23 protein-coding genes are annotated in these 21,209 nt (G+C 58.2%); 9 read left to right on the top strand and 14 right to left on the bottom strand.

Annotated elements, in window-relative coordinates; genetic code table 11:
* Positions 1 to 14 precede the first annotated feature (14 nt).
* Both U5L73_RS07925 and orn read right to left on the bottom strand, forming a co-directional pair.
* Positions 15 to 1,916 (bottom strand): DEAD/DEAH box helicase, encoded by a 1,902-nt coding sequence (locus tag U5L73_RS07925; protein WP_322561827.1) that lies wholly within the window; start codon positions 1,914 to 1,916, stop codon positions 15 to 17.
* A 233-nt stretch (positions 1,917 to 2,149) separates the two neighbouring features.
* On the bottom strand, positions 2,150 to 2,731 hold the full coding sequence (orn, locus tag U5L73_RS07920) for an oligoribonuclease (RefSeq protein WP_322561826.1): 582 nt from the start codon (positions 2,729 to 2,731) through the stop codon (positions 2,150 to 2,152).
* A 36-nt stretch (positions 2,732 to 2,767) separates the two neighbouring features.
* Between orn and U5L73_RS07915 the strand changes: the two genes are divergently transcribed.
* From U5L73_RS07915 to rsgA, 3 genes are read left to right on the top strand one after another with little or no spacing between them, the layout of a single operon-like run.
* Positions 2,768 to 4,081 carry a M48 family metallopeptidase gene (locus U5L73_RS07915; RefSeq protein ID WP_322561825.1) on the top strand — a complete coding sequence of 438 codons (1,314 nt, stop codon included), beginning with the start codon at positions 2,768 to 2,770 and terminating at the stop codon, positions 4,079 to 4,081.
* Positions 4,082 to 4,091: 10 nt separating this feature from the next.
* Entirely contained in the window at positions 4,092 to 4,421 is a 330-nt protein-coding gene (locus U5L73_RS07910) for a 4a-hydroxytetrahydrobiopterin dehydratase (protein ID WP_322561824.1), read from the top strand.
* The gene (gene rsgA / locus U5L73_RS07905; protein ID WP_416221270.1) at positions 4,396 to 5,361 is read left to right on the top strand and encodes a ribosome small subunit-dependent GTPase A; all 966 of its coding nucleotides are present in this window, start codon (positions 4,396 to 4,398) and stop codon (positions 5,359 to 5,361) included. The genes U5L73_RS07910 and rsgA overlap by 26 nt, the downstream gene beginning before the upstream one ends.
* 37 nt (positions 5,362 to 5,398) lie before the next feature.
* Here the strand turns inward: rsgA and U5L73_RS07900 are convergent, their stop codons facing one another.
* From U5L73_RS07900 to rpsP, 6 genes are all read right to left on the bottom strand, one after another.
* Positions 5,399 to 6,316, bottom strand: coding sequence for a cobalamin biosynthesis protein (locus U5L73_RS07900; protein WP_322561822.1), 918 nt, complete (start codon positions 6,314 to 6,316; stop codon positions 5,399 to 5,401).
* Positions 6,317 to 6,345: 29 nt separating this feature from the next.
* Entirely contained in the window at positions 6,346 to 7,032 is a 687-nt protein-coding gene (locus U5L73_RS07895) for a CoA pyrophosphatase (protein ID WP_322561821.1), read from the bottom strand.
* A gap of 69 nt (positions 7,033 to 7,101) precedes the next feature.
* Positions 7,102 to 7,476, bottom strand: coding sequence for a 50S ribosomal protein L19 (gene rplS, locus U5L73_RS07890; RefSeq protein ID WP_296508876.1), 375 nt, complete (start codon positions 7,474 to 7,476; stop codon positions 7,102 to 7,104).
* 113 nt (positions 7,477 to 7,589) lie between these two features.
* A complete protein-coding gene (gene trmD, locus U5L73_RS07885; protein ID WP_322561820.1) occupies positions 7,590 to 8,336 on the bottom strand; it encodes a tRNA (guanosine(37)-N1)-methyltransferase TrmD in 747 nt (248 codons plus the stop codon).
* Positions 8,337 to 8,346: 10 nt separating this feature from the next.
* On the bottom strand, positions 8,347 to 8,916 hold the full coding sequence (rimM, locus tag U5L73_RS07880) for a ribosome maturation factor RimM (RefSeq protein WP_322561819.1): 570 nt from the start codon (positions 8,914 to 8,916) through the stop codon (positions 8,347 to 8,349).
* A gap of 50 nt (positions 8,917 to 8,966) precedes the next feature.
* Positions 8,967 to 9,218, bottom strand: coding sequence for a 30S ribosomal protein S16 (gene rpsP, locus U5L73_RS07875; protein WP_313875632.1), 252 nt, complete (start codon positions 9,216 to 9,218; stop codon positions 8,967 to 8,969).
* Between the two features lie 117 nt (positions 9,219 to 9,335).
* Between rpsP and U5L73_RS07870 the strand changes: the two genes are divergently transcribed.
* Together U5L73_RS07870 and U5L73_RS07865 are read left to right on the top strand one after the other, a co-directional pair.
* On the top strand, positions 9,336 to 9,869 hold the full coding sequence (locus U5L73_RS07870) for an N-acetyltransferase family protein (protein WP_322561818.1): 534 nt from the start codon (positions 9,336 to 9,338) through the stop codon (positions 9,867 to 9,869).
* Positions 9,866 to 10,333 (top strand): hypothetical protein, encoded by a 468-nt coding sequence (locus U5L73_RS07865; RefSeq protein WP_322561817.1) that lies wholly within the window; start codon positions 9,866 to 9,868, stop codon positions 10,331 to 10,333. The genes U5L73_RS07870 and U5L73_RS07865 overlap by 4 nt, the downstream gene beginning before the upstream one ends.
* Here the strand turns inward: U5L73_RS07865 and U5L73_RS07860 are convergent.
* From U5L73_RS07860 to U5L73_RS07835, 6 genes are all read right to left on the bottom strand, one after another.
* A complete protein-coding gene (locus U5L73_RS07860; RefSeq protein WP_322561816.1) occupies positions 10,314 to 11,324 on the bottom strand; it encodes an inorganic phosphate transporter in 1,011 nt (336 codons plus the stop codon). The two genes, U5L73_RS07865 and U5L73_RS07860, sit on opposite strands and share 20 nt — an antisense overlap.
* A 22-nt stretch (positions 11,325 to 11,346) precedes the next feature.
* Positions 11,347 to 11,994, bottom strand: a complete 648-nt coding sequence (locus U5L73_RS07855) for a DUF47 domain-containing protein (RefSeq protein ID WP_322561815.1) — start codon at positions 11,992 to 11,994, stop codon at positions 11,347 to 11,349.
* Between the two features lie 202 nt (positions 11,995 to 12,196).
* Positions 12,197 to 14,779 carry a bifunctional aconitate hydratase 2/2-methylisocitrate dehydratase gene (gene acnB / locus U5L73_RS07850; RefSeq protein ID WP_322561814.1) on the bottom strand — a complete coding sequence of 861 codons (2,583 nt, stop codon included), beginning with the start codon at positions 14,777 to 14,779 and terminating at the stop codon, positions 12,197 to 12,199.
* Positions 14,780 to 14,847: 68 nt separating this feature from the next.
* Positions 14,848 to 15,381, bottom strand: coding sequence for a hypothetical protein (locus U5L73_RS07845; RefSeq protein WP_322561813.1), 534 nt, complete (start codon positions 15,379 to 15,381; stop codon positions 14,848 to 14,850).
* A complete protein-coding gene (locus U5L73_RS07840) occupies positions 15,381 to 16,439 on the bottom strand; it encodes an HpcH/HpaI aldolase/citrate lyase family protein (RefSeq protein WP_322561812.1) in 1,059 nt (352 codons plus the stop codon). Before U5L73_RS07840 ends, U5L73_RS07845 begins: the two co-directional genes overlap by 1 nt.
* Positions 16,440 to 16,466: 27 nt before the next feature.
* Positions 16,467 to 17,453 carry a malate dehydrogenase gene (locus U5L73_RS07835; protein ID WP_322561811.1) on the bottom strand — a complete coding sequence of 329 codons (987 nt, stop codon included), beginning with the start codon at positions 17,451 to 17,453 and terminating at the stop codon, positions 16,467 to 16,469.
* 248 nt (positions 17,454 to 17,701) lie between these two features.
* Between U5L73_RS07835 and U5L73_RS07830 the strand changes: the two genes are divergently transcribed.
* The 4 genes from U5L73_RS07830 to sdhA all read left to right on the top strand — a co-directional run bounded on the left by U5L73_RS07830 (position 17,702) and on the right by sdhA (position 21,201).
* Positions 17,702 to 18,448 carry a GntR family transcriptional regulator gene (locus U5L73_RS07830; RefSeq protein WP_322561948.1) on the top strand — a complete coding sequence of 249 codons (747 nt, stop codon included), beginning with the start codon at positions 17,702 to 17,704 and terminating at the stop codon, positions 18,446 to 18,448.
* A gap of 104 nt (positions 18,449 to 18,552) precedes the next feature.
* Entirely contained in the window at positions 18,553 to 18,996 is a 444-nt protein-coding gene (gene sdhC / locus U5L73_RS07825; protein WP_313875624.1) for a succinate dehydrogenase, cytochrome b556 subunit, read from the top strand.
* A 25-nt stretch (positions 18,997 to 19,021) separates the two neighbouring features.
* Positions 19,022 to 19,387, top strand: a complete 366-nt coding sequence (gene sdhD / locus U5L73_RS07820; RefSeq protein ID WP_322561810.1) for a succinate dehydrogenase, hydrophobic membrane anchor protein — start codon at positions 19,022 to 19,024, stop codon at positions 19,385 to 19,387.
* A 23-nt stretch (positions 19,388 to 19,410) separates the two neighbouring features.
* Positions 19,411 to 21,201, top strand: a complete 1,791-nt coding sequence (sdhA, locus tag U5L73_RS07815) for a succinate dehydrogenase flavoprotein subunit (RefSeq protein ID WP_322561809.1) — start codon at positions 19,411 to 19,413, stop codon at positions 21,199 to 21,201.
* Positions 21,202 to 21,209 lie beyond the last annotated feature (8 nt).

The raw sequence follows: 21,209 nt of genomic DNA, 5'->3' as shown, positions 1-21,209 counted from the left end.
TACCGCATGGCAGATTAGTCGAAGTTGCGTGCGGGACGCTTCTTGGCATCGCGGGGCACGAAAACTTTGCCGCCGTTACCAGGCTTGGCAAAGCCAGCAGGCTTGCGGGCTGCGAAGTCGCCACGCGGGGCACCAAAGTCACCGCGAGGTGCGCCGAAATCGCCACGGGGTTGGAAGTCACCACGCGGAGGACGTGCATCACCGCGGGGAGCATCGCCACGGGGCGCGCCCTGACCGGCGAAGCGGTCGTTGAAACCGCCCTTGCGCTCGTAGCTGAAGCCTTCACGGGAAGCGCCGCCGAAGTCACGGGAGTTTTCACCGAAACCACGGTTGCCGCCGCCTTCAGGGCGTCCGCCAAAGCCACGTGGCTGGCCAAAACCACCTTCGCGGGGAGCACCATCACGCTGACCGCCACCGAAACCGCCTTCACGCGGGCCACCGAACTTGCGTTCGCGAGGCTGGAAGTCACCACCGCGGCCACGGCCACCGAAGCTGGGGCGCGACTCGGGAGCGCGCTGCTGGGGTTCCAAGCCGGGGATAGTCTCTGGCTTGATGGGCTGACGGCTGTAAGCCTCGATGTCAAAAATCTTGCGACGGTCGCGGAACTCAGCAAAAGTCACGGCAATACCGTCTCGGCCTGCACGACCGGTACGGCCGATGCGGTGGGTGTAGTCTTCAGCCTTCATGGGCAAACCGAAGTTGAACACGTGGGTGATGGTGGGCACGTCGATACCGCGAGCAGCCACATCGGTAGCCACCAGAATCTGCACCTGACCTTGGCGCAAAGCCATCAGGCGGCGGTTACGCAGGCCTTGGCTCAGGGCACCGTGCAGGGCCACAGCGGAGAAGCCGTCTTGCTGCAGGTCGTTGGCCAAGCCATCGCACTCGATCTGGGTGCTGGCAAACACCACCGCTTGGTTGATGGTGGTGTCACGCAGCCAATGGTCCAGCAGCTTGCGTTTGTGCTGGGCGTTGTCAGCCCAGAACAACACTTGCTTGATGTTGGCGTGCTTTTCCTGGGGGCTGTCGATCGTCACGCGCTGGGGTTCGCGCATCACACGGGCAGCCAATTGCTGAATGCGGGGCGCGAAGGTCGCGCTGAACATCAAGGTCTGCTTGCGGTCAATGGTGAGCTGGTTGATTTCAGCCAGGTCATCGGAGAAGCCCAGATCCAACATGCGGTCGGCTTCGTCCACCACCAGGAACTGGACTTGGTCCAGTTTGATTTGCATGGAACGTTGCAGATCCAACAGACGGCCGGGAGTGGCCACCACCAGGTTGGCGTTTTGCAGCTTGGCAATTTGCAACTGGTAAGGCATGCCACCCACGATGTTGGCAACGCGCAGACCACGGCAGTGCTGCACCAGGTCGATGGCGTCGTGTGCTACTTGCTGGGCCAGTTCGCGGGTAGGGCAAACGATCAGAGCGCCGGGGGTCGGGGCCTTGAAGTTGCGGACATTGGTCGGATCCTTGCGCTTGGGGCGCTTGGGAGCAGGCTCGCCCTTGGCGGCCGCATCGGCACAAGCCTTCTCAAACTCAGCGCGCTCAGCCTCTTCCGCTTCGGCTTGCTGGGTCAGCAGGGTGTGCAACACAGGCAGCAAGAATGCGGCAGTTTTGCCGGAGCCGGTCTGGCTGGAAACCATCAGGTCTACGAACTTGCCTGCCTTTTCGCTACCGATACCCGCCATGGCCATGGGAATGGTTTTTTGCTGAACGGTCGTAGGCTGGGTGTAGCCTAGGTCTTTACAGGCTTGCACCAAGGCTGGGGCCAGGCCCAACTCTACGAAGCCGTTAGGGGCCTCGGGTGCCGCAGCTTCAACAGTCTCAGATTCAATGGAAGTTTCCACAGGTGTTGCGGAAACGGAAAGGTTTTCGGCAGGCGCGAATTCGCCTGTCACTTCAAAAGCGTCAGTCATATTTTTTCTCACACGAAAGCGCCGCAGGTTGTGCGGCTGCTCCGTCAATGGTTAAAAAACATCAACCATCAAACGGAACCTGCTCTGACCCGCCAAGGGGTTTCTCAGTGCTGGGGGCGTATGTCGCTTGAAAAGCGTGCCCGGTGAATGAAGGGAGATGTACAAATCTCACAAGCCGCCATCATGGCGTTACCTGCGAAGCCCTCGATTATGGCATGAATTCGGGTTTATACCTAATTTAGTTTGAGAAAATGCTCACGGTAGTGTGCTAGCTCCTCGATGGACTCAGTGACATCGGCCAAAGCGGTGTGCTTCTGCTGCTTTTTGAAAGACTCGGCAACCCCGGGCTTCCAGCGTTTGGCCAGTTCTTTGAGTGTGCTGACGTCCACATTGCGGTAGTGAAAGAACGCTTCCAGTTTGGGCATGTACTTCACTAGAAAGCGGCGGTCCTGGCCGATCGAGTTGCCGCACATGGGTGATGCGCCCGCAGGCACATAAGGGCTCAAGAAAGCAATCAATGCCGCTTCTGCCTCTGCCTCGGTGACGGTAGATGCCTTGACTTTGTCGATCAAGCCGCTTTTGCCGTGGGTACCTTTGTTCCAGGCATCCATGCCATTGAGCAGCGCGTCCGCTTGATGAATCACAAACACGGGCCCCTCTACCCGCTGGCCGAGGTGGGGGTCCGTGACGATCACCGCGATTTCCAACAATCGGTCGCGTTCAGGCTCAAGACCCGTCATTTCACAGTCCAACCAGACCAGGTTTTTGTCGGATTTGGTGAGCGTGGCGGGGATGGGGGTGTTTGATTCGTCCATGGGGAGATTGTCGCCGATGACCTAAACTCTCCGGCCATGGAAGACACCGCGTTTGAATTCACACCGTCCCTTTGGATGACGACCCTGTTTGCCCTCACGCTAGTAGCCAGCGTAGTGCTCAAATTCTGGCTCGCTACGCGGCAAGTGCGCCACGTTGCGCAACACCGGGATACCGTGCCGCTGGCATTCGCGAGCCATATTGCACTGGCTGATCATCAAAAAGCGGCGGACTACACCATGGCGCAAGCCAGATTGGGCCTGCTCGAATTGGCGTGGGGCACCGCGGTGATCTTGGGCTGGACGCTGCTCGGAGGGCTACATGCATTGAATCAGGCCCTGTTGGGGTGGTTTGGCGCCCCAGTGGAAAGCAGCCTACCGCAGCAACTGGCATTGCTCGTGTGCTTTTCGGTGATTGGCTCGGTCGTGGACCTGCCCTTCTCGCTCTACCGCACTTTTGTTTTGGAGCAGCGCTTTGGCTTTAACCGCATGACACCGCGCCTGTGGCTGATCGATGGTCTCAAAGGTCTAGCTTTCAGCGCCTTGATTGGCTTGCCGCTGGCAGCTGGCGCGTTGTGGGTCATGGCGACGACCGGGACGCTCTGGTGGCTGTGGACCTGGAGCTTGTGGATGGGGTTCAGCCTGCTGATGATGTGGGTCTACCCCACATGGATTGCACCTTTGTTCAACCAGTTCAAGCCTCTCGAAGATGCCGCGCTCAAGGACCGCGTCGCCGCGCTGATGACGCGCTGCGGGTTTACCTCCAAGGGGTTTTACGTGATGGACGGTAGCAAGCGAAGCGCCCACGCCAATGCCTATTTCACCGGTTTCGGGGCCTCCAAGCGGGTCGTTTTTTATGACACCCTGCTCGCCCAACTCAGCCCAGATGAAGTCGACGCCGTATTGGCACACGAACTAGGGCACTTCAAGCACGGGCACATCCGCAAGCGCATGGCGTCCTTGTTCGCCTTGAGCTTGGCCGCTTTCGCGCTGCTGGGCTGGGTGAGCCAGCAGGCCTGGTTCTACACCGGGCTCGGGGTAGGCCCGAATATGGCAGGCGGCAATGAGGCTTTGTCACTGTTGCTGTTCATGATGGTGTTGCCCTTGGCGGGCAGCTTTACCGGCCCCCTGTTCGCGCAGCTATCCCGAAAGCACGAGTTTGAAGCCGACGCTTTCGCCGTAGCCCACGCCAATGGCGCGGCACTGTCGTCAGCGCTGCTCAAACTCTACAAGGACAATGCGTCGACACTCACCCCAGACCCTGTGTACGTGAAGTTCTATTATTCGCACCCACCGGCGCCTGAGCGTTTGGCCCGAATGCCACAGGCTCACCCAATAGCCACCACTGCTTAGACCTATAAAAATGCAATCAGCCACCGTCAGAACTGCGCTAAGCGCTACACAAATAATAGCAAGTCTTGCCAAGACCGAAGGCTGGAAGTTGCATGGTGATGGAGCAGATCTCGCCATTGAAAAGACCTACAAGTTTGAGAACTTCCTCAAAACCATGGCCTTTGCTAACGCCATCGCCTACCTCGCGGAGCAGCAAGATCATCACCCTGAGCTCTTGCTGACCTACAGCACTTGCAGCGTTCGCTTCAACACCCATGATGTGCAGGGCGTCTCTCGCTCTGACTTTGAATGCGCGGCTCTCGTGGATGCGCTTTATGCGCCTGCAGGCCCTTCCGCATGAAAGTTACCCCTTGAGCCGCCCCGGATTGGAACCCGGCTTGGTAGTAGCCGGACATGGTCGTCATGTCTGGGTAGAAACACCGGATGGACGCCGACTGATCTGCCACCCGCGTGGCAAAAAAAGTGTGACAGTGGTGGGAGACCAGGTACTCTGGCAAGCCACCCAAGATGAGGGCACGATTGAAAAGGTGCTGCCACGACGCAACCTTTTTTACCGTCAGGACGAAATTCGCACCAAGTCTTTTGCAGCAAATCTGGACCAGGTGCTGATCCTGATAGCGGCCGAACCCGAGTTCTCCGAGAGCCAGCTCTCACGGGCCCTAATTGCAGCGGAAGCGGAGCGCATCAAGCCCATCATTGCCCTGAACAAAAGTGATCTGGCGGGCCCTTTCGGGCGGGCGTGGGATCGACTCACCACTTACCGTGATATGGGCTACACCCTGGTTCCCTTGGCGCTCAAGCCCAAAGCAGAGGGATTGGACGCCACGGAGCTCAGCGTATTGCTGGAGCTCATGGAGGGAAAAACGACACTGGTGCTGGGCCCCTCAGGCTCCGGAAAAAGCACGCTCATCAATCGCTTGCTGCCGGACGCGGACGTGCTTACCAACGAGATTTCCACCGCCTTGAACTCGGGCAAGCACACCACCACCAGTACCAGCTTGTATTGGGTGGATGCTGCAAAAACCACTGCCGTGATTGATTCGCCAGGATTTCAAGAGTTCGGCCTGAACCACATTGACCCGATGCACTTAGCAGGTCTGATGCCCGACATCAAGGCCCACGCAGGCAACTGCAAGTTCTACAACTGCAGCCATCTCCACGAACCGGGCTGTGGCGTGCTTTCACAAACCAAAGAGGCCTTCAGCCCAGGCGGAATCACCGCAAATCGCTACAAAATTTATAGCGATTTGTTTGAAGAACTGTCGCAAACCCGCTATTGAATCTGGCGGCCAGCATGGCCGGCCAGGCAACAGCGGCCTAGCCGATCAACCGCGCCAGCGACAACAGGGCCAGGAAAACCATCCACATCACGACGGTGCGCCATACCAAGCCGACCACCGCGCGCAGGTGGGCAGGCTCCGGCGTGAGGCCTTCGGTGATGCCCTCCTCCCCCAAGCGCACATTGACAGCGCCGGCCGTTGCGGCAAGGACAACCCCGTCGTTGTCCAACGGATGTGCACCAGCGTGGCGGCGCCAACTGTCGACCGCATCTTCAAAGCTGCCGACAAAAGCAAAACTCAGTGCGGTCACGCGTGCGGGCAGCCAATCCACCAATTCCCAGCAACGCAAGGCTTGGGCGCGGACAGCGTCGCTGACCGGCGGCAGCTCCGGCCGGGGCGCTCTTTTGGCGAACAAAGCCAGATACTCGCTCACCCGGTAAAACACCGCACCTGCCGGCCCTAGCCCCAGAGCCGCCAATATCGAGTACCAGACGAACACACCGAAGACGTGGCGGTGCGCGCTCAACACCGAGTGCTCAATGACGTGTCGCACGATTTCACTACGAGGCAACTCGCTGGCGTCAATGCGCTTCCATTGGGCCAACGCAGCGCGCGCTGCCTCTTCGTCGCCGGCCAACAGTGCATCGCGGATTTGGGTGAAATGATGACTGAATTGCCGGAAACCGAGGGTCGCATACAACACCAGCACATTCCAAACCGCAGCGGCCGCCCAACCCCACTGCCACACCAAGGCCCAGTGAACCGCCAAGACGATCAGCGTAGGCCCCGCGGCTGCCAAACTCCACGCCAGCCACGCATGTTTGGAGGCACCGGCATCGAAGTTCTTGATCACCCAGCGCACCCAATTGCGCACTGCGTTGTGCACCGGGTTGACTTGAGGTAAGGGCTTCGCTTGCTCCAGCAAGAGTGCCAACAATATGGAGATAAAACTCATGGAGCAATCATACCCAGCACGAAGCGGTTTCAAGCACGAAGGAAGCGGTAGAGGTTGCGCAACATGCCCGCCGTTGCCCCCCAGATAAACCACTCGGCTTGTGAATCTCGGAATGGCATCGAAAACCATTCGCGGGTGGCCCCATCCCACTCCACCTGATGACGACGGTGGTTGGCCGGATCCATTAGGAATGCCAAGGGCACCTCGAAGATATGCGCCACCTCGTCCGGGTTCGCGCAAAGTCGAACCTCCGGTGAAATCAGGGCGATCACAGGGGTCACGATAAAGGCACTACCTGTGGTGTAGTGCGGCAGTATGCCCAACACGTCGGCAAACTGCGGCTCCAAGCCCACCTCTTCGTGCGCCTCGCGCAAAGCGGTAGCGATCGCATCCGCGTCGGAGGCATCCGCCTTTCCGCCGGGAAATGCAATTTGCCCGGAATGGCTCGACAAATGTGCCGTACGCTGCGTCAACAACACAGTGGGCTCTGCCCTCATCATCACCGGAATCAGTACCGATGCATGCGACGGAACCCGCTCTGAAAATTGATGTTCAGCGCGCAGCTCCGGCGACCACTCGGGCTGACGTAGAAAATGCTGGCGCAGCGCTTGCGGTGTCAGCGCCTCTGCGTCTACAGCTTTCAGGTGACTGTCGACACCCACCACAGGCACCATCTGCGGATCAAATGATGGCAATGTTTTGGCTTTTAAACTCATACAACGCAGGCAAGAAAAAAGCCGCCACAGCTTGTCACCGGGGCGGCTCTCATGAAGACGGACGGCAGATTACGCTGCTGTCTTCTTCGCTGGCAGTTTTTCCTTGATACGTGCAGACTTGCCGCTACGGTCACGGAGGTAGTACAGCTTGGCGCGGCGCACGTCGCCGCGGCGCTTGACTTCGATGCTGGCGATCAGAGGGGAGTAGGTTTGGAACGTACGTTCCACGCCTTCGCCGCTGGAGATCTTGCGCACGATGAAGCCGCTGTTCAGGCCACGGTTACGCTTGGCGATAACCACGCCTTCGTAAGCCTGCACGCGCTTGCGTGTACCTTCAACCACGTTCACGCTCACGATGACGGTGTCACCGGGGGCGAATTCGGGGATTGTTTTTCCGAGACGGGCGATTTCTTCCTGCTCGAGCGCTTGAATGATGTTGCTCATGGTTTCCTTCGTGATCTTGCTCGCGCCGGCACCGGAATTGGTGCCAATATCAAAGCCTGAGGGCTAGCTATCTGGCCGGGCAGAGGATCGGTTAGCCCTCTATTATAGCAAGTTCAGTTTTTGGCCTGCAAAAGCCGCTCATCGGCCTTGGTAATCAAACCCTTGTTGCGGGCTTGTTCCAGTATGTCGGGCCTGTGATTCGCCGTAAGCTCCAGCCGCTGCTGACGGCGCCACGCTTCAATACGGGCATGATGCCCTGATAGCAACACGTCCGGCACCGGGGCACCTGACCATACTTCCGGGCGTGTGTAATGCGGACAATCCAGCAGGCCGTCCAAAGCAGAGTTAAAACTGTCTTGGTGATGACTTTGGGCATCCGTGAGCACACCGGGCTGCAAACGTGCCACTGCATCCAGCAAAGCCATGGCAGCAATCTCGCCACCGGACAATATGAAGTCTCCCAAACTGATTTGCTGGTCGACATAGCGGTCAATAAAGCGCTGGTCTATGCCTTCGTAGCGCCCGCAGAGAAGAATAGCGCCCGAACTCTGCGACCACGCCTCCACACCCTCGTGCTTCAGCGGGGAGCCAATCGGAGAAAACAGCACCACAGGCGCCTGATCCGAGCGCTGGGCCCGGATATGCAGGAGTGTGGCCTCCAAGGGTTCGGCCATCATGACCATGCCCGGACCGCCACCAAATGGCCTGTCGTCTGCGCGGCGGTAATTGCCTTGCGCGAAATCCCGGGGGTTGTGCAAGCACACCTCGACGAGGCCGCTTTCATAAGCCCGGCGGGTAATACCCGCCGTCAACAGCGGGGCGAACAGCTCGGGAAATAGAGTGATGACATCGAAGCGCACGTCGGGCGCCTCAATAGTCCAGTTGCCAGTCCACGCGAATGGTCTTGGTCGGCAGACTCACATCGTCGACGTAGGCTGACACAAAGGGGATCATGCGTTCAACGGGTTTACCGTCTTGAACCGACTCAATGACCAGCACCGTTTGTGGCCCCGTGGACAGCAACTCTTTGACCGTGCCCAAGCTCTCTTGCTCGCGGTTGATGACTTCCAGTCCCATCAAATCGACCCAGTAAAACTCATCGATAGCGGCGGCAGGAAATGCGGCACGGGAAATAAAGATGCGCGAACCTTTCAAGGCTTCGGCATCGGTGCGGTCGCCAATGCCCCGGACGCAAGCGACCACGGAATCAGAGTGCACTTTGGATTCTTTGACTGCGATGCTTGCAGCACCGGTAAAAGGCTGTGGGCCTTTTTCAGTCGGCAATAAAAACCATTGGCGGGCGGCGAACAACGCCTCAGGGTTTGCGCTGTAAGGCAAGACCTTGAACCAGCCTTTGATACCCCACGCATCTGCAATCCGCCCGACTTCAATAGCGTCTGCCGGCAGGCTAGCGGCTTCGAGTCCAGGGAGCATAGTCATGAGAGGTATCTACCGGTGCTCCGCTTCACAGCGGCGCACCGATGTGATCATTAAGCGGCTTTTTTAGCAGCTTGGCTGATCAAACGTTCCACGGTAGGAGAGGCTTGTGCGCCAACGCCTTGCCAGTAGGTCAAGCGGTCTTGCGCAATACGAATGCTTTCTTCGTTTGCCTTGGCGATGGGGTTGTAGAACCCGATGCGCTCGATGAAGCGGCCGTCGCGGCGGCTACGCTTGTCAGCAATCACAATATTGAAAAACGGGCGAGCTTTTGCACCACCACGAGCGAGTCGAATGACGACCATGATTTATCCTTTGGGTAGCTGAGAGAATTCAGCCTTGAACTCAGAGCTTGAGACACGCAACTGACCACCCGGCCAGTGACACTCTGAATAGCCTTCCATTATAACGTTTTCCAACTCATGACCAAAATCCGCCCCAGCACTGAAGCCGACATCTCCGCGATTACCTCCATTTATGCGCACCATGTACTGACGGGAACAGGGACTTTCGAAACCACCCCTCCCACCGAGGAAGACATGAAGGGGCGTCGCGCGGATGTGCTGTCCAAAGCACTCCCCTACCTGGTGGCAGAAGTCGATGGCAACGTCATCGGGTTTGCCTATTGCAACTGGTTCAAACCACGGCCCGCCTATCGCTTCTCCGCGGAGGACTCGATTTACCTCGCGCCTGAGGCCCACGGCAAAGGGCTGGGCAAGTTATTGCTCACCGAACTTATGGCTCAGGCGGAGCGCTGTGGCGTTCGCAAGTTGATCGCCGTTATCGGCGACTCTGAGAACCGCGGATCGATTGGCGTGCACGCCAGTTGCGGCTACCGGCATGCGGGTGTGATCGAGGCTTGCGGATGGAAGTTCGAACGTTGGCTGGACATTGTGCTCATGGAAAAAAGCATCGGCGCCGGGAACTCCACTGCACCGGTAGACGTCCGCGTATGAAAAGCAAAACCTGGGCTGTTTGGCTGACCCTGACCGTCGGCGCGTTGGGCCTGCACCGGCTCTACCTCGGCCGATATGACGTTTGGGCCAAGCTACTGCCCCTGCCCACCTTGCTGGGTAGTTACGGAGTGTGGCGGGCACGCAGCTTCGGGGTAGACGACCAAGGGAGTTGGTTGTTGATGCCACTGCTAGGCCTCACCCTCGCGGCCTGCGCGCTCAATGCCATTGTGTACGGGCTGATGAGTGCTGAAAAGTGGAATCAACAATTCAACCCACAGGCACCTGACGCACCCCAGGGTGAGACCCATTGGATGACGGTGGTAGGCCTGGTAGCGGCGCTGGGCCTAGGAACCACGGTGTTGATGGCGACTCTGGCATTCGGCATTCAGCGCTCTTTTGAGTACCAGATGCAGCCTAGCCAGAGCCCGCCACCCACCGCTGAGGTCAAAAAATCTGCAGACTGACCCAGTAGGCAATGGCTGCAACGAATGCAGCGGCAGGAATCGTCAGCACCCACGCCCACACGATGTTTCCTGCCACTCCCCAACGCACCGCGCTCGCGCGCTGCGTTGAACCCACACCCACAATCGCCCCTGTAATGGTGTGCGTGGTGGAAACCGGCACACCCAATGCGGTTGCGAGAAACAGTGTCAAAGCGCCGCCAGTCTCCGCACAAAAGCCCCCTACCGGCTTGAGCTTAGTGATTTTCTGCCCCATGGTTCGCACTATGCGCCAGCCACCAAACATGGTGCCAGCACCAATGGCAACATAGCAGGACACGATGGTCCAAGTCGGCGGCGCACTCTCCGTCGGCAGCACATAGCCTGTGGCGATCAACATCATCCAAATAATGCCAATCGTTTTTTGGGCGTCGTTACCGCCATGACCCAAGCTGTATGCGCCCGCGCTCACCAGCTGCAAGCGACGGAACCACTTGTCGATCCTTGAAGGACGCATACGCCTGAAGGTCCAAGCGACCACCACCATCATGACGGAGCCCAGCGTAAAGCCCAGCAGCGGCGAGACAAAAATGAACGTCACGGTTTTCATAATGCCCGCTGAAATCAATGCACTGGCACCGGCCTTGGCAATGACCGCGCCCACGATGCCGCCGATCAAGGCGTGCGAAGAGCTGCTGGGAATGCCGTAGTACCAGGTAATGACGTTCCATGTGATCGCACCGACCAAGGCACCAAACACCACATGGGTGTCCACCACGCCCGGCTGCACGATTCCCTTGCCCACGGTCGCGGCAACACTGAGGTGGAAGATAAAGATCGCAATAAAGTTGAAAAATGCGGCAAAGATGACCGCTTGGCCCGGCTTGAGCACGCCGGTGGACACCACTGTTGCAATCGAGTTCGCTGCATCATGAAAGCCATTCATGAAGTCGAACGCCAATGCGAGCGCCACCAACAGAGCTACCACCCATAAGGCTGTCTGGACTTGTTCCATCGTGATAAACCCGCGCTGTCGATCAGGAGTTCTCGAGGATGATGCCCTCGATCACATTGGCCACGTCTTCACACTTGTCGGTGATGGTTTCCAGCAGCTCGTAAATGGCCTTGAGCTTGATGAGTTCACGCACATCCTCTTGCTCCCGGAACAACTTGCTCATGGCGGTGCGCATCACACGATCGGCATCCGACTCCAGGCGATCGATTTCTTCGCAGGTCTTCAGCGCCGCTTCTGCGGTGGCATGGTCCGCAATATCCGACAGCAATCGCACCGCATCCCGCAAGCGCTCGCAGCATTTGACGCTCAAATCGGTGAGTCGAACAATTTCTTCCGTCATGACGCGAACGTCATACAGCGCCATCGTCTCCGCAGAGTCCTGAATCAGGTCTGCCACGTCATCCATAGTGTTGATGAGGGAGTGAATCTGCTCGCGATCGATGGGCGTGATGAAGGTGATGTGAATGGCCTTATTCACTTCATGGGTCACACGGTCTGCGGCACGCTCCGCGTCATCGACTTCCTGGTTGTATTTGGCACGCAGATCCGCATCGCTGTAATTGGCCACCAACTTGGAAAACGCTTGGGCCGCCTCCACGATGCGATCAGCATGCTGATTGAACATCTCAAAAAAATTGCCTTCGCGAGGCAATAGCCTTCCAAAGAACATGCGGGGGACTCCTAACGATTAAATATGACAGTCTTGTGACTAATTGAAGAATGCCCGCGAGTTTAACCGGCTACAGCCCTACAGGTTTCAGGGAGTTACGGACGCCCGAAGTGTCACAGGCAGCACCTTAAAAAACAAAAGCCCCGCAACCGGAGTCGCGGGGCTTTTGCCCTGTATGGCGCCGCAGCGCCGTAGCATCTGCTTACTTCACAGTTGCAGCAGACTCGGTGTAGTCGCTGATCTTGTCAAAGTTCAGGTACTGGTACACCTTGTCGCTAGCGGCAGTCAGCACACCCATGTCAGCCAGATATTCTTCCTTGGTAGGAATGCGACCCAACTTGGAAGCAATGGCAGCCAGCTCGGCAGAACCCAAGTACACATTGCTGTTTTTGCCCAAGCGGTTGGGGAAGTTGCGGGTAGACGTAGAGAAGACGGTCGCGCCCTCTTTCACTTGCGCCTGGTTGCCCATGCACAGGCTGCAGCCTGGCATTTCCATGCGGGCACCTGCGCCACCCAACACGCCGTAGTGGCCTTCGTCGCTCAACTGCTTGGCGTCCATCTTGGTAGGCGGTGCAATCCACAGCTTGACCGGAATGTCGCGCTTGCCTTCCATCAGCTTGGACGCTGCACGGAAGTGGCCGATGTTGGTCATGCAGGAACCGATGAACACTTCATCGATCTTGGCACCAGCAACTTCAGCCAATGTCTTCACATCGTCCGGATCGTTGGGGCATGCCACGATAGGCTCATGGATGTCGGCCAGGTCGATCTCGATGACAGCGGCGTACTCTGCATCCGCGTCGCCCTTGAGCAACTCGGGGTTCTTGAGCCAGGCTTCCTGGGCTGCGATACGGCGGGCCAGGGTACGGGCATCAGAGTAACCATTGGCAATCATCCACTTCATCATGGTGATGTTGCTATTGACGTACTCTTGGATCGGCTCTTTGTTCAGATGCACGGTGCAACCTGCGGCAGAGCGTTCGGCAGACGCGTCAGACAACTCAAACGCCTGCTCGACCTTCAGATCTGGCAAACCTTCGATTTCGAGGATGCGGCCGGAGAAGATGTTCTTCTTGCCCTTCTTCTCGACAGTCAGCAGGCCGGCCTTGATGGCGTACAAGGGAATCGCGTTCACCAAATCGCGCAAGGTCACGCCGGGCTGCATCTTGCCCTTGAAGCGAACCAACACCGACTCAGGCATATCCAAAGGCATCACGCCTGTCGCAGCAGCAAACGCCACCAAACCGGAACCCGCGGGGAAGCTAATACCGATAGGGAAACGGGTGTGGCTATCGCCACCGGTGCCCACGGTATCAGGCAACAACAGGCGGTTGAGCCAGGAGTGAATCACACCGTCACCGGGGCGCAAGCTGATGCCGCCGCGGGTGCTGATGAAGTCAGGCAGCTCGTGGTGCATCTTCACATCCACGGGCTTGGGGTAGGCCGCGGTGTGGCAGAAGGACTGCATCACCAAGTCGGCAGAGAAGCCCAGGCAAGCCAAGTCTTTCAGCTCGTCGCGGGTCATCGGGCCGGTGGTGTCTTGGGAGCCGACGGAGGTCATCTTGGGCTCGCAATAAGTGCCAGGGCGCACGCCTTGGCCTTCGGGCAAACCGCAGGCACGACCGACCATCTTCTGGGCCAAGCTGAAACCCTTCTTGGTATCCACCGGGTTCTGGGGCAGGCGGAACAATGTGGAAGGCTTCAGACCCAACGCTTCACGGGCTTTGGCAGTCAAGCCACGGCCGATGATCAAGGGGATACGGCCACCAGCGCGCACTTCGTCAAACAGCACTTCGCTCTTGACTTCGAAAGATGCGATTTCTTTGCCGTCCTTGAAAGCTTTACCGTCATAGGGGCGCAGTTCCACCACATCACCCATGGCCATCTGGCTCACATCCAACTCAATTGGCAAAGCGCCAGAGTCTTCCATGGTGTTGTAGAAAATCGGGGCAATTTTCCCGCCCAAGCAGACTCCACCGAAACGCTTGTTGGGGACAAACGGAATGTCCTCGCCGGTAAACCACAACACGGAGTTGGTCGCAGACTTGCGCGACGAACCAGTGCCCACCACATCGCCCACGTAGGCGACGAGATTGCCCTTCGCGCGCAGGTCTTCGAGGAACTTGACCGGGCCACGCTTGCCATCTTCTTCAGGGGTAATGCCGGGGCGGGCATTCTTGTGCATCGCCAGCGCATGCAAAGGAATGTCAGGGCGGCTCCAGGCGTCTGGCGCAGGAGACAGGTCGTCGGTGTTGATCTCACCAGCGACCTTGAAAATGCTGACCGTGATGGACTTGGGCACTTCAGGGCGGCTGGTGAACCACTCGGCGTCGGCCCAGCTTTGCAGCACAGCCTTGGCAAAGGTATTGCCCTTGTCGGCCTTTTCCTTGACATCATGGAACTGGTCGAACATCAGCAAAGTTTTTTTCAGGCCTTCAGCGGCTTCTGCAGCCACTGCCGCGTCGTCCAACAAATCGACCATGGGGCTGATGTTGTAGCCGCCCAGCATGGTGCCCAACAATTCGGTCGCACGGGCGCGGGTGATCAGGGAGCATTTTTCAGTGCCGTGGGCCACAGCAGCCAGGTAGCTGGCTTTGACTTTGGCGGCATCGTCCACACCCGCAGGTACGCGGTGGGTGATCAATTCGACGAGAGTGGCCTCTTCGCCAGCGGGGGGCGCCTTGAGCAACTCGATCAATTCGCCGGTCTGCTTGGCAGACAAAGGCAGGGGGGGAATGCCCAACGCAGCGCGTTCAGCCACATGGTCACGGTAAGCTTGTAACATCTTCACTCTCCTTCACAAAAACAATAAAAACCGACTATAGCCCTCGCCAAATATGCGCAGGCTGCTATTTATTTAGTAGCACTCAACTCTGGACTGCCTGGCGCGAGCGCAGGGTCCAACAAGTGGGGCGCTGGGTTCTGCTGCATCGCCAGTGCAACAGCTTCTTGCGCCGGACTCATGCAGGCATCTGCAAGCCTGCGGCCTTTGCGCTGATCCATCAACATGGACTTGTTGGCCAGTTGCAGCCACACCGCACCGCGGGCTGCATCTTCCAAACGAATGGCACCGGTGGTGGTAGCCACGGGCACCATGACAAATTTATGGGCGCCAGCTTGCACATCAAAATGCCCCGGCCAAGCCGGATGGGGACGGACCGAAACCCGCTGGGCCAACTCGCAAGGCAACTGCCCGGTGGCAACACTGCCAACCAGCGCCATCTGCTCGTCTGTGAGGGGCACTGCTTTGGATTGCATTTTCCCAGGCGACATGCCCACTGGATGCTTGGCGGCCACATTCCGGACCACCGGGTTGGCCCAAGCCATGCCCGTTGCGGTAACCAGCCCTAGACCCCAAAAAACAAGAAACGCACAACGCAGGAACATCACATCACCTCCGGAACAGAAGAAGACACAAAGTAGGCGGCAACCGTGTCCGGCAGCGCGACGCCTGTGGCGTGCGCACGCTCCAACAACTGCCAGAAAAACCGGTAACTCGCCCGGTCATGCAGCACACCGCCCACCGAAACGGGGCCCCACTGCGCAACGGCTGCCGCTTCCAGAATACGGGCCGCCTCGTCTACTACCCGACGGTCAGGCGAAAAAGCCCGCACGATGGGGCGGATTTGATCGGGGTGAATGCTCCACATCCGGGTGTAGCCCAGGGCTTGAGAAGCAAAGCGCGCAGAGCGGGCCAGGGCGGGAACGTCTTTGAATTCCGTTACTACACAATGCGACGGCACTTTGCCGAATGCATGGCAGGCACTGGCGATCTCTGTTTTGGCGCGCACCACCAAGGGGTGGTGAAACTGGTCCAAGGTGGCCGCGTCGGATGCACCGCGCACACCCATCGCGCAGGCGGGAATGGCGCCACCATGGCTGGACACAAAATCCATCAAACCGAAACTGATCGACTGGACGCGCGGGTGAGCGGCAATCTCAAAAGCGCGATGCACGGCTGCCGGCGACTCAATCAATACATGCAAGGGGATCGCTGCGGCATTAGCGCCGAGGGCATTCATAGCGCGCACCGCGACATCAACATCCGCTGCGGACTCCATCTTTGGAAGCATGATGTAACTTAGAGCGTGGGCAGCACCACCGACCACACATTCCACATCCTGCAAAAACGCAGGGTGGTCGACAGCATGCAGGCGCGCGCCTACACGGCGACGCAAGCCATTTGCTATCAAATCAGGAGTGTCTTGCGCAGACTTGGCGAGCGCTGCAACCATATTGGCATGGTCCAGCTCGCCGCCGACGGGCGCACCGTCTTCGCAGTCCAGCGTCACGTCAAAGACGCAAGCGCCGAACTCCTGGGTCATGTCCGCCTGCAGCTGCAGGCTCTTGACCATGCGGGCTTCTACACCGCTGTAATGGTCACACACCGGCAGTACACCCGCAGCGCCCTGCGCACCTAAAAGGATGTCGCGAGGGTGCTTCACGGTGGGCGCCGGTGCGTGGGCCAAGGATTACAGCAAGTGCTTCACGCCGTCTTGTTCGCCCTGGAGTTCAGCCAAGGTCTTGTTGATGCACTCTTGGGAGAACGCATCGATTTCCAAGCCTTCAACAATCTTGTATTCGCCTTTGGCACAAGTCACGGGGTAACCGAACATGACTTCCTTGGGGATGCCGTATTCGCCGTTCGAAGGAATGCCCATGGTGACCCACTTGCCGTTGGTACCCAGAGCCCAGTCACGCATGTGGTCGATAGCTGCGTTGGCAGCGGACGCTGCGGACGACAAGCCACGTGCAGCGATGATGGCAGCGCCACGCTTGCCCACGGTGGGCAAGAAAGTTTCGCGGTTCCAAGTTTCGTCGTTGATCATGTCTTTCACAGACTGACCGGCGATCGTGGCGAAACGGTAGTCGGCGTACATGGTGGGAGAGTGGTTACCCCACACTGCCAAGTTTTCGATGTCCGCCACGGCCTTACCGGTCTTGGCAGCCAACTGGCTGGCAGCGCGGTTGTGGTCCAAGCGCAGCATGGCGGTGAAGTTCTTGGCTGGCAGATCAGGGGCTGCCTTCATGGCGATGTAGGCGTTGGTGTTGGCGGGGTTACCGACCACCAGCACGCGCACGTCGCGGGAAGCCACGGCATTCAGTGCCTTGCCTTGGGTGGTGAAGATGGCGCCGTTGATAGCCAAGAGTTCTGCGCGCTCCATGCCGGGGCCGCGTGGGCGGGAGCCGACCAACAAGGCGTAGTCGGTGTCTTTGAATGCTGTCATTGGGTCAGAGTGCGCCTCAATGCCCACCAACAGGGGGAATGCGCAATCTTCCACCTCCATGATCACGCCCTTCAGCGCGTTTTGGGCTTTTTCGTCCGGAATTTCCAGCAATTGCAAGATGACGGGCTGGTCTTTGCCCAGCATTTCGCCGGAGGCGATGCGAAACAGAAGGGCGTAACCGATTTGACCTGCTGCGCCTGTAACGGCAACGCGGACGGGTTTCTTGCTCATGGTAAAACTCCAGGAAGTGTTGAGAAAACGGCGACTAGGCAGCGCCTGCAACAGGCCATGCTGCGCTGCAGATTGCCCCCGAGTTTACCCTCGAATTTGACGCCCAGTCAATTTGTCTTATGTCTTATATAAGATATGATTAGGGATTATTTTGAGTCTGACTCGCAGCTGACATTCACGCCCTCCACATGCCCGCAAACACCCTTCCATCGAACGACAGCGCCAGTGGCGCGACTGCCGATCAGGGCATGGCGCCGGGCCCGGCTATCACACCGGCATTCAGCCCGCTGTACCAGCAGATCAAAGCGCTCATTCTCCAAAGTCTGCAAAGCGGCGAATGGAAGCCCAGCACCGCCATCCCCAGCGAGCAAGAACTGGCCGGTCGCTACCGAGTGAGCCAAGGCACAGTGCGCAAAGCCATCGACGAACTGGCCGCAGAGAACCTGGTGGTGCGCCGCCAAGGAAAAGGCACGTTTGTGGCCACCCATGCCGAACGCCACACCCAGTACCGGTTTCTGCGACTGGTACCCGAGGGCGGCGAGCAAGCCAATGAAGGTCCTGCCGAGCGCCGCATCATTGACTGCAAACGCACCCGTGCAACCGCAGATGTCGCCCGTGCACTGTCGCTCCGGGCGGGAGACGCGGTACTTCAGGTGCGGCGGGTGTTGTCATTTGCCGGCACACCCACCATTCTGGAAGATTTATGGCTCCCCGGCGGTCCTTTCAAAGGGCTGACGGCAGAGCGCCTGAACAGCTACAACGGCGCGATGTATGCGCTTTTTGAAACAGAATTCGGCGTCCGCATGGTGCGGGCGGAAGAAAAAATCAAAGCAGTTCTCCCAGATGCAGAACAGCGTGGACTGCTCCAAACCGGTGCGCAAACGCCATTATTGAGCGTGGAGCGAACTGCGTTCACCTACAACGATTTACCCATGGAACTCCGTCGGGGCTTGTACCTGACCGACACACACTACTATCGAAATGCGCTAAATTGATGCATTGCACCATGAAAGACCAATGTCAGATTGGTGCGGTGCAATAGAATTTTGGCCTGCGATTTCCAGAATTACAAACACGTTACATCCAAGAAAGCCCATCCATGACTGAGCTCAACTCCTCCTCCAAGCGCGCGCGGCCCGAATTCCGCAACATCAATGCGCTCAGCGACCTCCCAACGTATCGCCTGCCTCCGGCAGGTTGGGTATCGATCCTCCACCGGATCAGCGGCGCCATCATGTTTATCCTGATGCCACTCATTATCTGGATGTTTGATACATCCGTATCCTCGGAAATCTCATTTGCAAAGTTCACCAGTGTGTTTAGCCTCGGTGTGGGCTTTATCCCCGGATGGTTCATGAAACTGGTCGCTCTGGCCCTCATCTGGGCTTATTTGCACCACTTCATCGCTGGCGTGCGCCACCTGTGGATGGATATCAACCACGCAGTGAGCAAAGAGTTCGGTCGCAGCTCCGCCATCGTGACCCTGAGCCTGGGCAGCTTGTTGACGCTGGCCCTGGGACTCAAGCTCTTCGGCGTTTACTAAGCAACAACTAAAAAGGAATCACTTCATGGCAGTTAATTACGGATCCAAACGCGTCGTTGTTGGCGCTCACTACGGCCTGCGCGACTGGTTGGCTCAGCGCGTGACCGCGGTGCTGATGGCACTTTTTACCGTGGTCTTGCTGGCGCAAGTACTCTTGTCCAAAGGCCCTATCGGCTACGACAAATGGGCTGGTATCTTTTCCACGCAGTGGATGAAGTTTTTGACCTTCGCGGTCATCATCGCCATGCTCTACCACGTGTGGGTAGGCGTGCGTGACATCTGGATGGATTACATCAAACCGGTCTCTATCCGCTTGTCCTTGCAGGTGTTTTCTATCGTTTGGCTAGTTGGCTGCGCCGGCTGGGCGATCCAAGTTCTGTGGCGTCTCTGATCCCTTCCAACAGGCACTAATTCATGTCTTACTCCGTTTCTAAACGCAAATTCGACGTCGTCATCGTAGGAGCCGGCGGCTCCGGCATGCGCGCATCCCTGCAACTGGCTCGCGCCGGCTTGAACGTGGCAGTGCTGTCCAAAGTGTTCCCCACCCGCTCCCACACTGTGGCAGCGCAAGGCGGCATCGGTGCCTCCCTGGGCAACATGAACGACGACAACTGGCACTACCACTTCTACGATACCGTCAAGGGTTCCGACTGGCTCGGCGACCAAGACGCCATCGAATTCATGTGCCGCGAAGCCCCCAAGGTCGTGTACGACTTGGAACACATGGGTATGCCTTTCGACCGAAACCCTGACGGCACCATTTACCAGCGCCCCTTCGGCGGCCACACCGCCAATTACGGCGAAAAGGCTGTAGAACGCGCTTGCGCAGCGGCTGACCGTACCGGCCACGCCATGTTGCACACGCTGTACCAGCAAAACGTGGCAGCCAAAACCAGCTTCTTCGTGGAATGGATGGCCCTCGACCTGATCCGTAACGCTGAAGGCGACGTGGTCGGTGTCACCGCCCTGGAAATGGAAACTGGCGATATCCACATTCTGGAAGCCAAGACCACTTTGTTGGCCACCGGTGGGGCGGGCCGCATTTTTGCTGCATCCACCAACGCCTTCATCAACACCGGTGACGGCTTGGGTATGGCAGCACGCGCCGGCATTCCTTTGGAAGACATGGAATTCTGGCAATTCCACCCCACCGGCGTCGCCGGTGCCGGCGTGTTGCTGACCGAAGGTTGCCGTGGCGAAGGCGCTATTTTGCTGAACAGCAACGGCGAACGCTTCATGGAGCGCTATGCGCCCACCCTGAAAGACTTGGCTCCGCGTGACTTCGTGTCCCGCTCCATGGACCAAGAAATCAAGGAAGGCCGTGGCTGCGGCCCGAACAAGGACTACGTGCTCTTGAAGCTGGACCACTTGGGTGCCGAAACCATCCACAAACGCCTGCCATCGGTGTACGAAATCGGCGTGAACTTCGCCAACGTGGACATCACCAAAGAGCCTATCCCTGTAGTGCCTACTATCCACTACCAGATGGGTGGTATCCCTACCAACGTCAATGGTCAGGTCGTGGTGCAAAACGGCGACGTTCACAACCAGGTCGTCAACGGCTTGTACGCGGTGGGCGAATGCTCGTGCGTTTCGGTGCACGGCGCCAACCGCCTGGGTACCAACTCTTTGCTGGACTTGTTGGTCTTCGGCCGTGCCGCCGGCAACCACATCGTCAACTACATCAAGGGCAGCAAAGAGCACAAGCCCCTGCCCAAAGACGCTGCAGACCGTACCCTCGAGCGTGTGTCCCGCTTGGATAACGCCAAGAGTGGCGAATACGCGCAAGACGTGGCCAACGACCTGCGCGCCTCGATGCAGCAACATGCTGGCGTTTTCCGCACCCAGAAGAGCATGGACGAAGGCGTGGTCAAAATCGCCGAGCTGCGCGAGCGGGTCAAGGCGCTCAACCTCAAGGACAAATCCAAGGTCTTCAATACCGCACGTATCGAAGCCCTCGAAGTGGAAAACCTGATCGAGGCAGCAGAAGCCACCATCGTGTCTGCCGCTGCACGTCACGAAAGCCGCGGCGCCCACACTGTGGACGACTACGGCGATACAGCCGAACACCCCAACGGCCGTAACGACAAAGAGTGGCACAAGCACACGCTGTGGTACAGCGAAGGCAATCGCCTGTCTTACAAGCCGGTTCAAATGAAGCCTTTGACCGTGGACTCGGTGCCACTCAAGGTTCGTACGTTCTAAAGCGAGAT

This window comes from Rhodoferax sp. (assembly GCF_034520025.1).
Lineage (GTDB): Bacteria > Pseudomonadota > Gammaproteobacteria > Burkholderiales > Burkholderiaceae_C > Allorhodoferax.
Note: the sequence above shows the minus strand (reverse complement) of the source record. Positions and strands in the feature narration are given on the sequence as shown.

Coding starts and splice junctions, on each gene's coding strand:
- rplS (WP_296508876.1), bottom strand. CDS start 7,476: ATGAGCAACATCATTCAAGCGCTCGAGCAGGAAGAAATCGCCCGTCTC.
- rpsP (WP_313875632.1), bottom strand. CDS start 9,218: ATGGTCGTCATTCGACTCGCTCGTGGTGGTGCAAAAGCTCGCCCGTTT.
- U5L73_RS07900 (WP_322561822.1), bottom strand. CDS start 6,316: ATGAGTTTTATCTCCATATTGTTGGCACTCTTGCTGGAGCAAGCGAAG.
- U5L73_RS07855 (WP_322561815.1), bottom strand. CDS start 11,994: ATGTTCTTTGGAAGGCTATTGCCTCGCGAAGGCAATTTTTTTGAGATG.
- U5L73_RS07925 (WP_322561827.1), bottom strand. CDS start 1,916: ATGACTGACGCTTTTGAAGTGACAGGCGAATTCGCGCCTGCCGAAAAC.
- rimM (WP_322561819.1), bottom strand. CDS start 8,916: ATGACTATGCTCCCTGGACTCGAAGCCGCTAGCCTGCCGGCAGACGCT.
- U5L73_RS07835 (WP_322561811.1), bottom strand. CDS start 17,453: ATGAGCAAGAAACCCGTCCGCGTTGCCGTTACAGGCGCAGCAGGTCAA.
- rsgA (WP_416221270.1), top strand. CDS start 4,396: ATGCGCCTGCAGGCCCTTCCGCATGAAAGTTACCCCTTGAGCCGCCCC.
- U5L73_RS07915 (WP_322561825.1), top strand. CDS start 2,768: ATGGAAGACACCGCGTTTGAATTCACACCGTCCCTTTGGATGACGACC.
- sdhC (WP_313875624.1), top strand. CDS start 18,553: ATGACTGAGCTCAACTCCTCCTCCAAGCGCGCGCGGCCCGAATTCCGC.
- U5L73_RS07895 (WP_322561821.1), bottom strand. CDS start 7,032: ATGAGTTTAAAAGCCAAAACATTGCCATCATTTGATCCGCAGATGGTG.
- U5L73_RS07830 (WP_322561948.1), top strand. CDS start 17,702: ATGGCGCCGGGCCCGGCTATCACACCGGCATTCAGCCCGCTGTACCAG.
- orn (WP_322561826.1), bottom strand. CDS start 2,731: ATGGACGAATCAAACACCCCCATCCCCGCCACGCTCACCAAATCCGAC.
- acnB (WP_322561814.1), bottom strand. CDS start 14,779: ATGTTACAAGCTTACCGTGACCATGTGGCTGAACGCGCTGCGTTGGGC.
- U5L73_RS07910 (WP_322561824.1), top strand. CDS start 4,092: ATGCAATCAGCCACCGTCAGAACTGCGCTAAGCGCTACACAAATAATA.
- U5L73_RS07865 (WP_322561817.1), top strand. CDS start 9,866: ATGAAAAGCAAAACCTGGGCTGTTTGGCTGACCCTGACCGTCGGCGCG.
- U5L73_RS07845 (WP_322561813.1), bottom strand. CDS start 15,381: ATGTTCCTGCGTTGTGCGTTTCTTGTTTTTTGGGGTCTAGGGCTGGTT.
- sdhA (WP_322561809.1), top strand. CDS start 19,411: ATGTCTTACTCCGTTTCTAAACGCAAATTCGACGTCGTCATCGTAGGA.
- U5L73_RS07860 (WP_322561816.1), bottom strand. CDS start 11,324: ATGGAACAAGTCCAGACAGCCTTATGGGTGGTAGCTCTGTTGGTGGCG.
- sdhD (WP_322561810.1), top strand. CDS start 19,022: ATGGCAGTTAATTACGGATCCAAACGCGTCGTTGTTGGCGCTCACTAC.
- U5L73_RS07870 (WP_322561818.1), top strand. CDS start 9,336: ATGACCAAAATCCGCCCCAGCACTGAAGCCGACATCTCCGCGATTACC.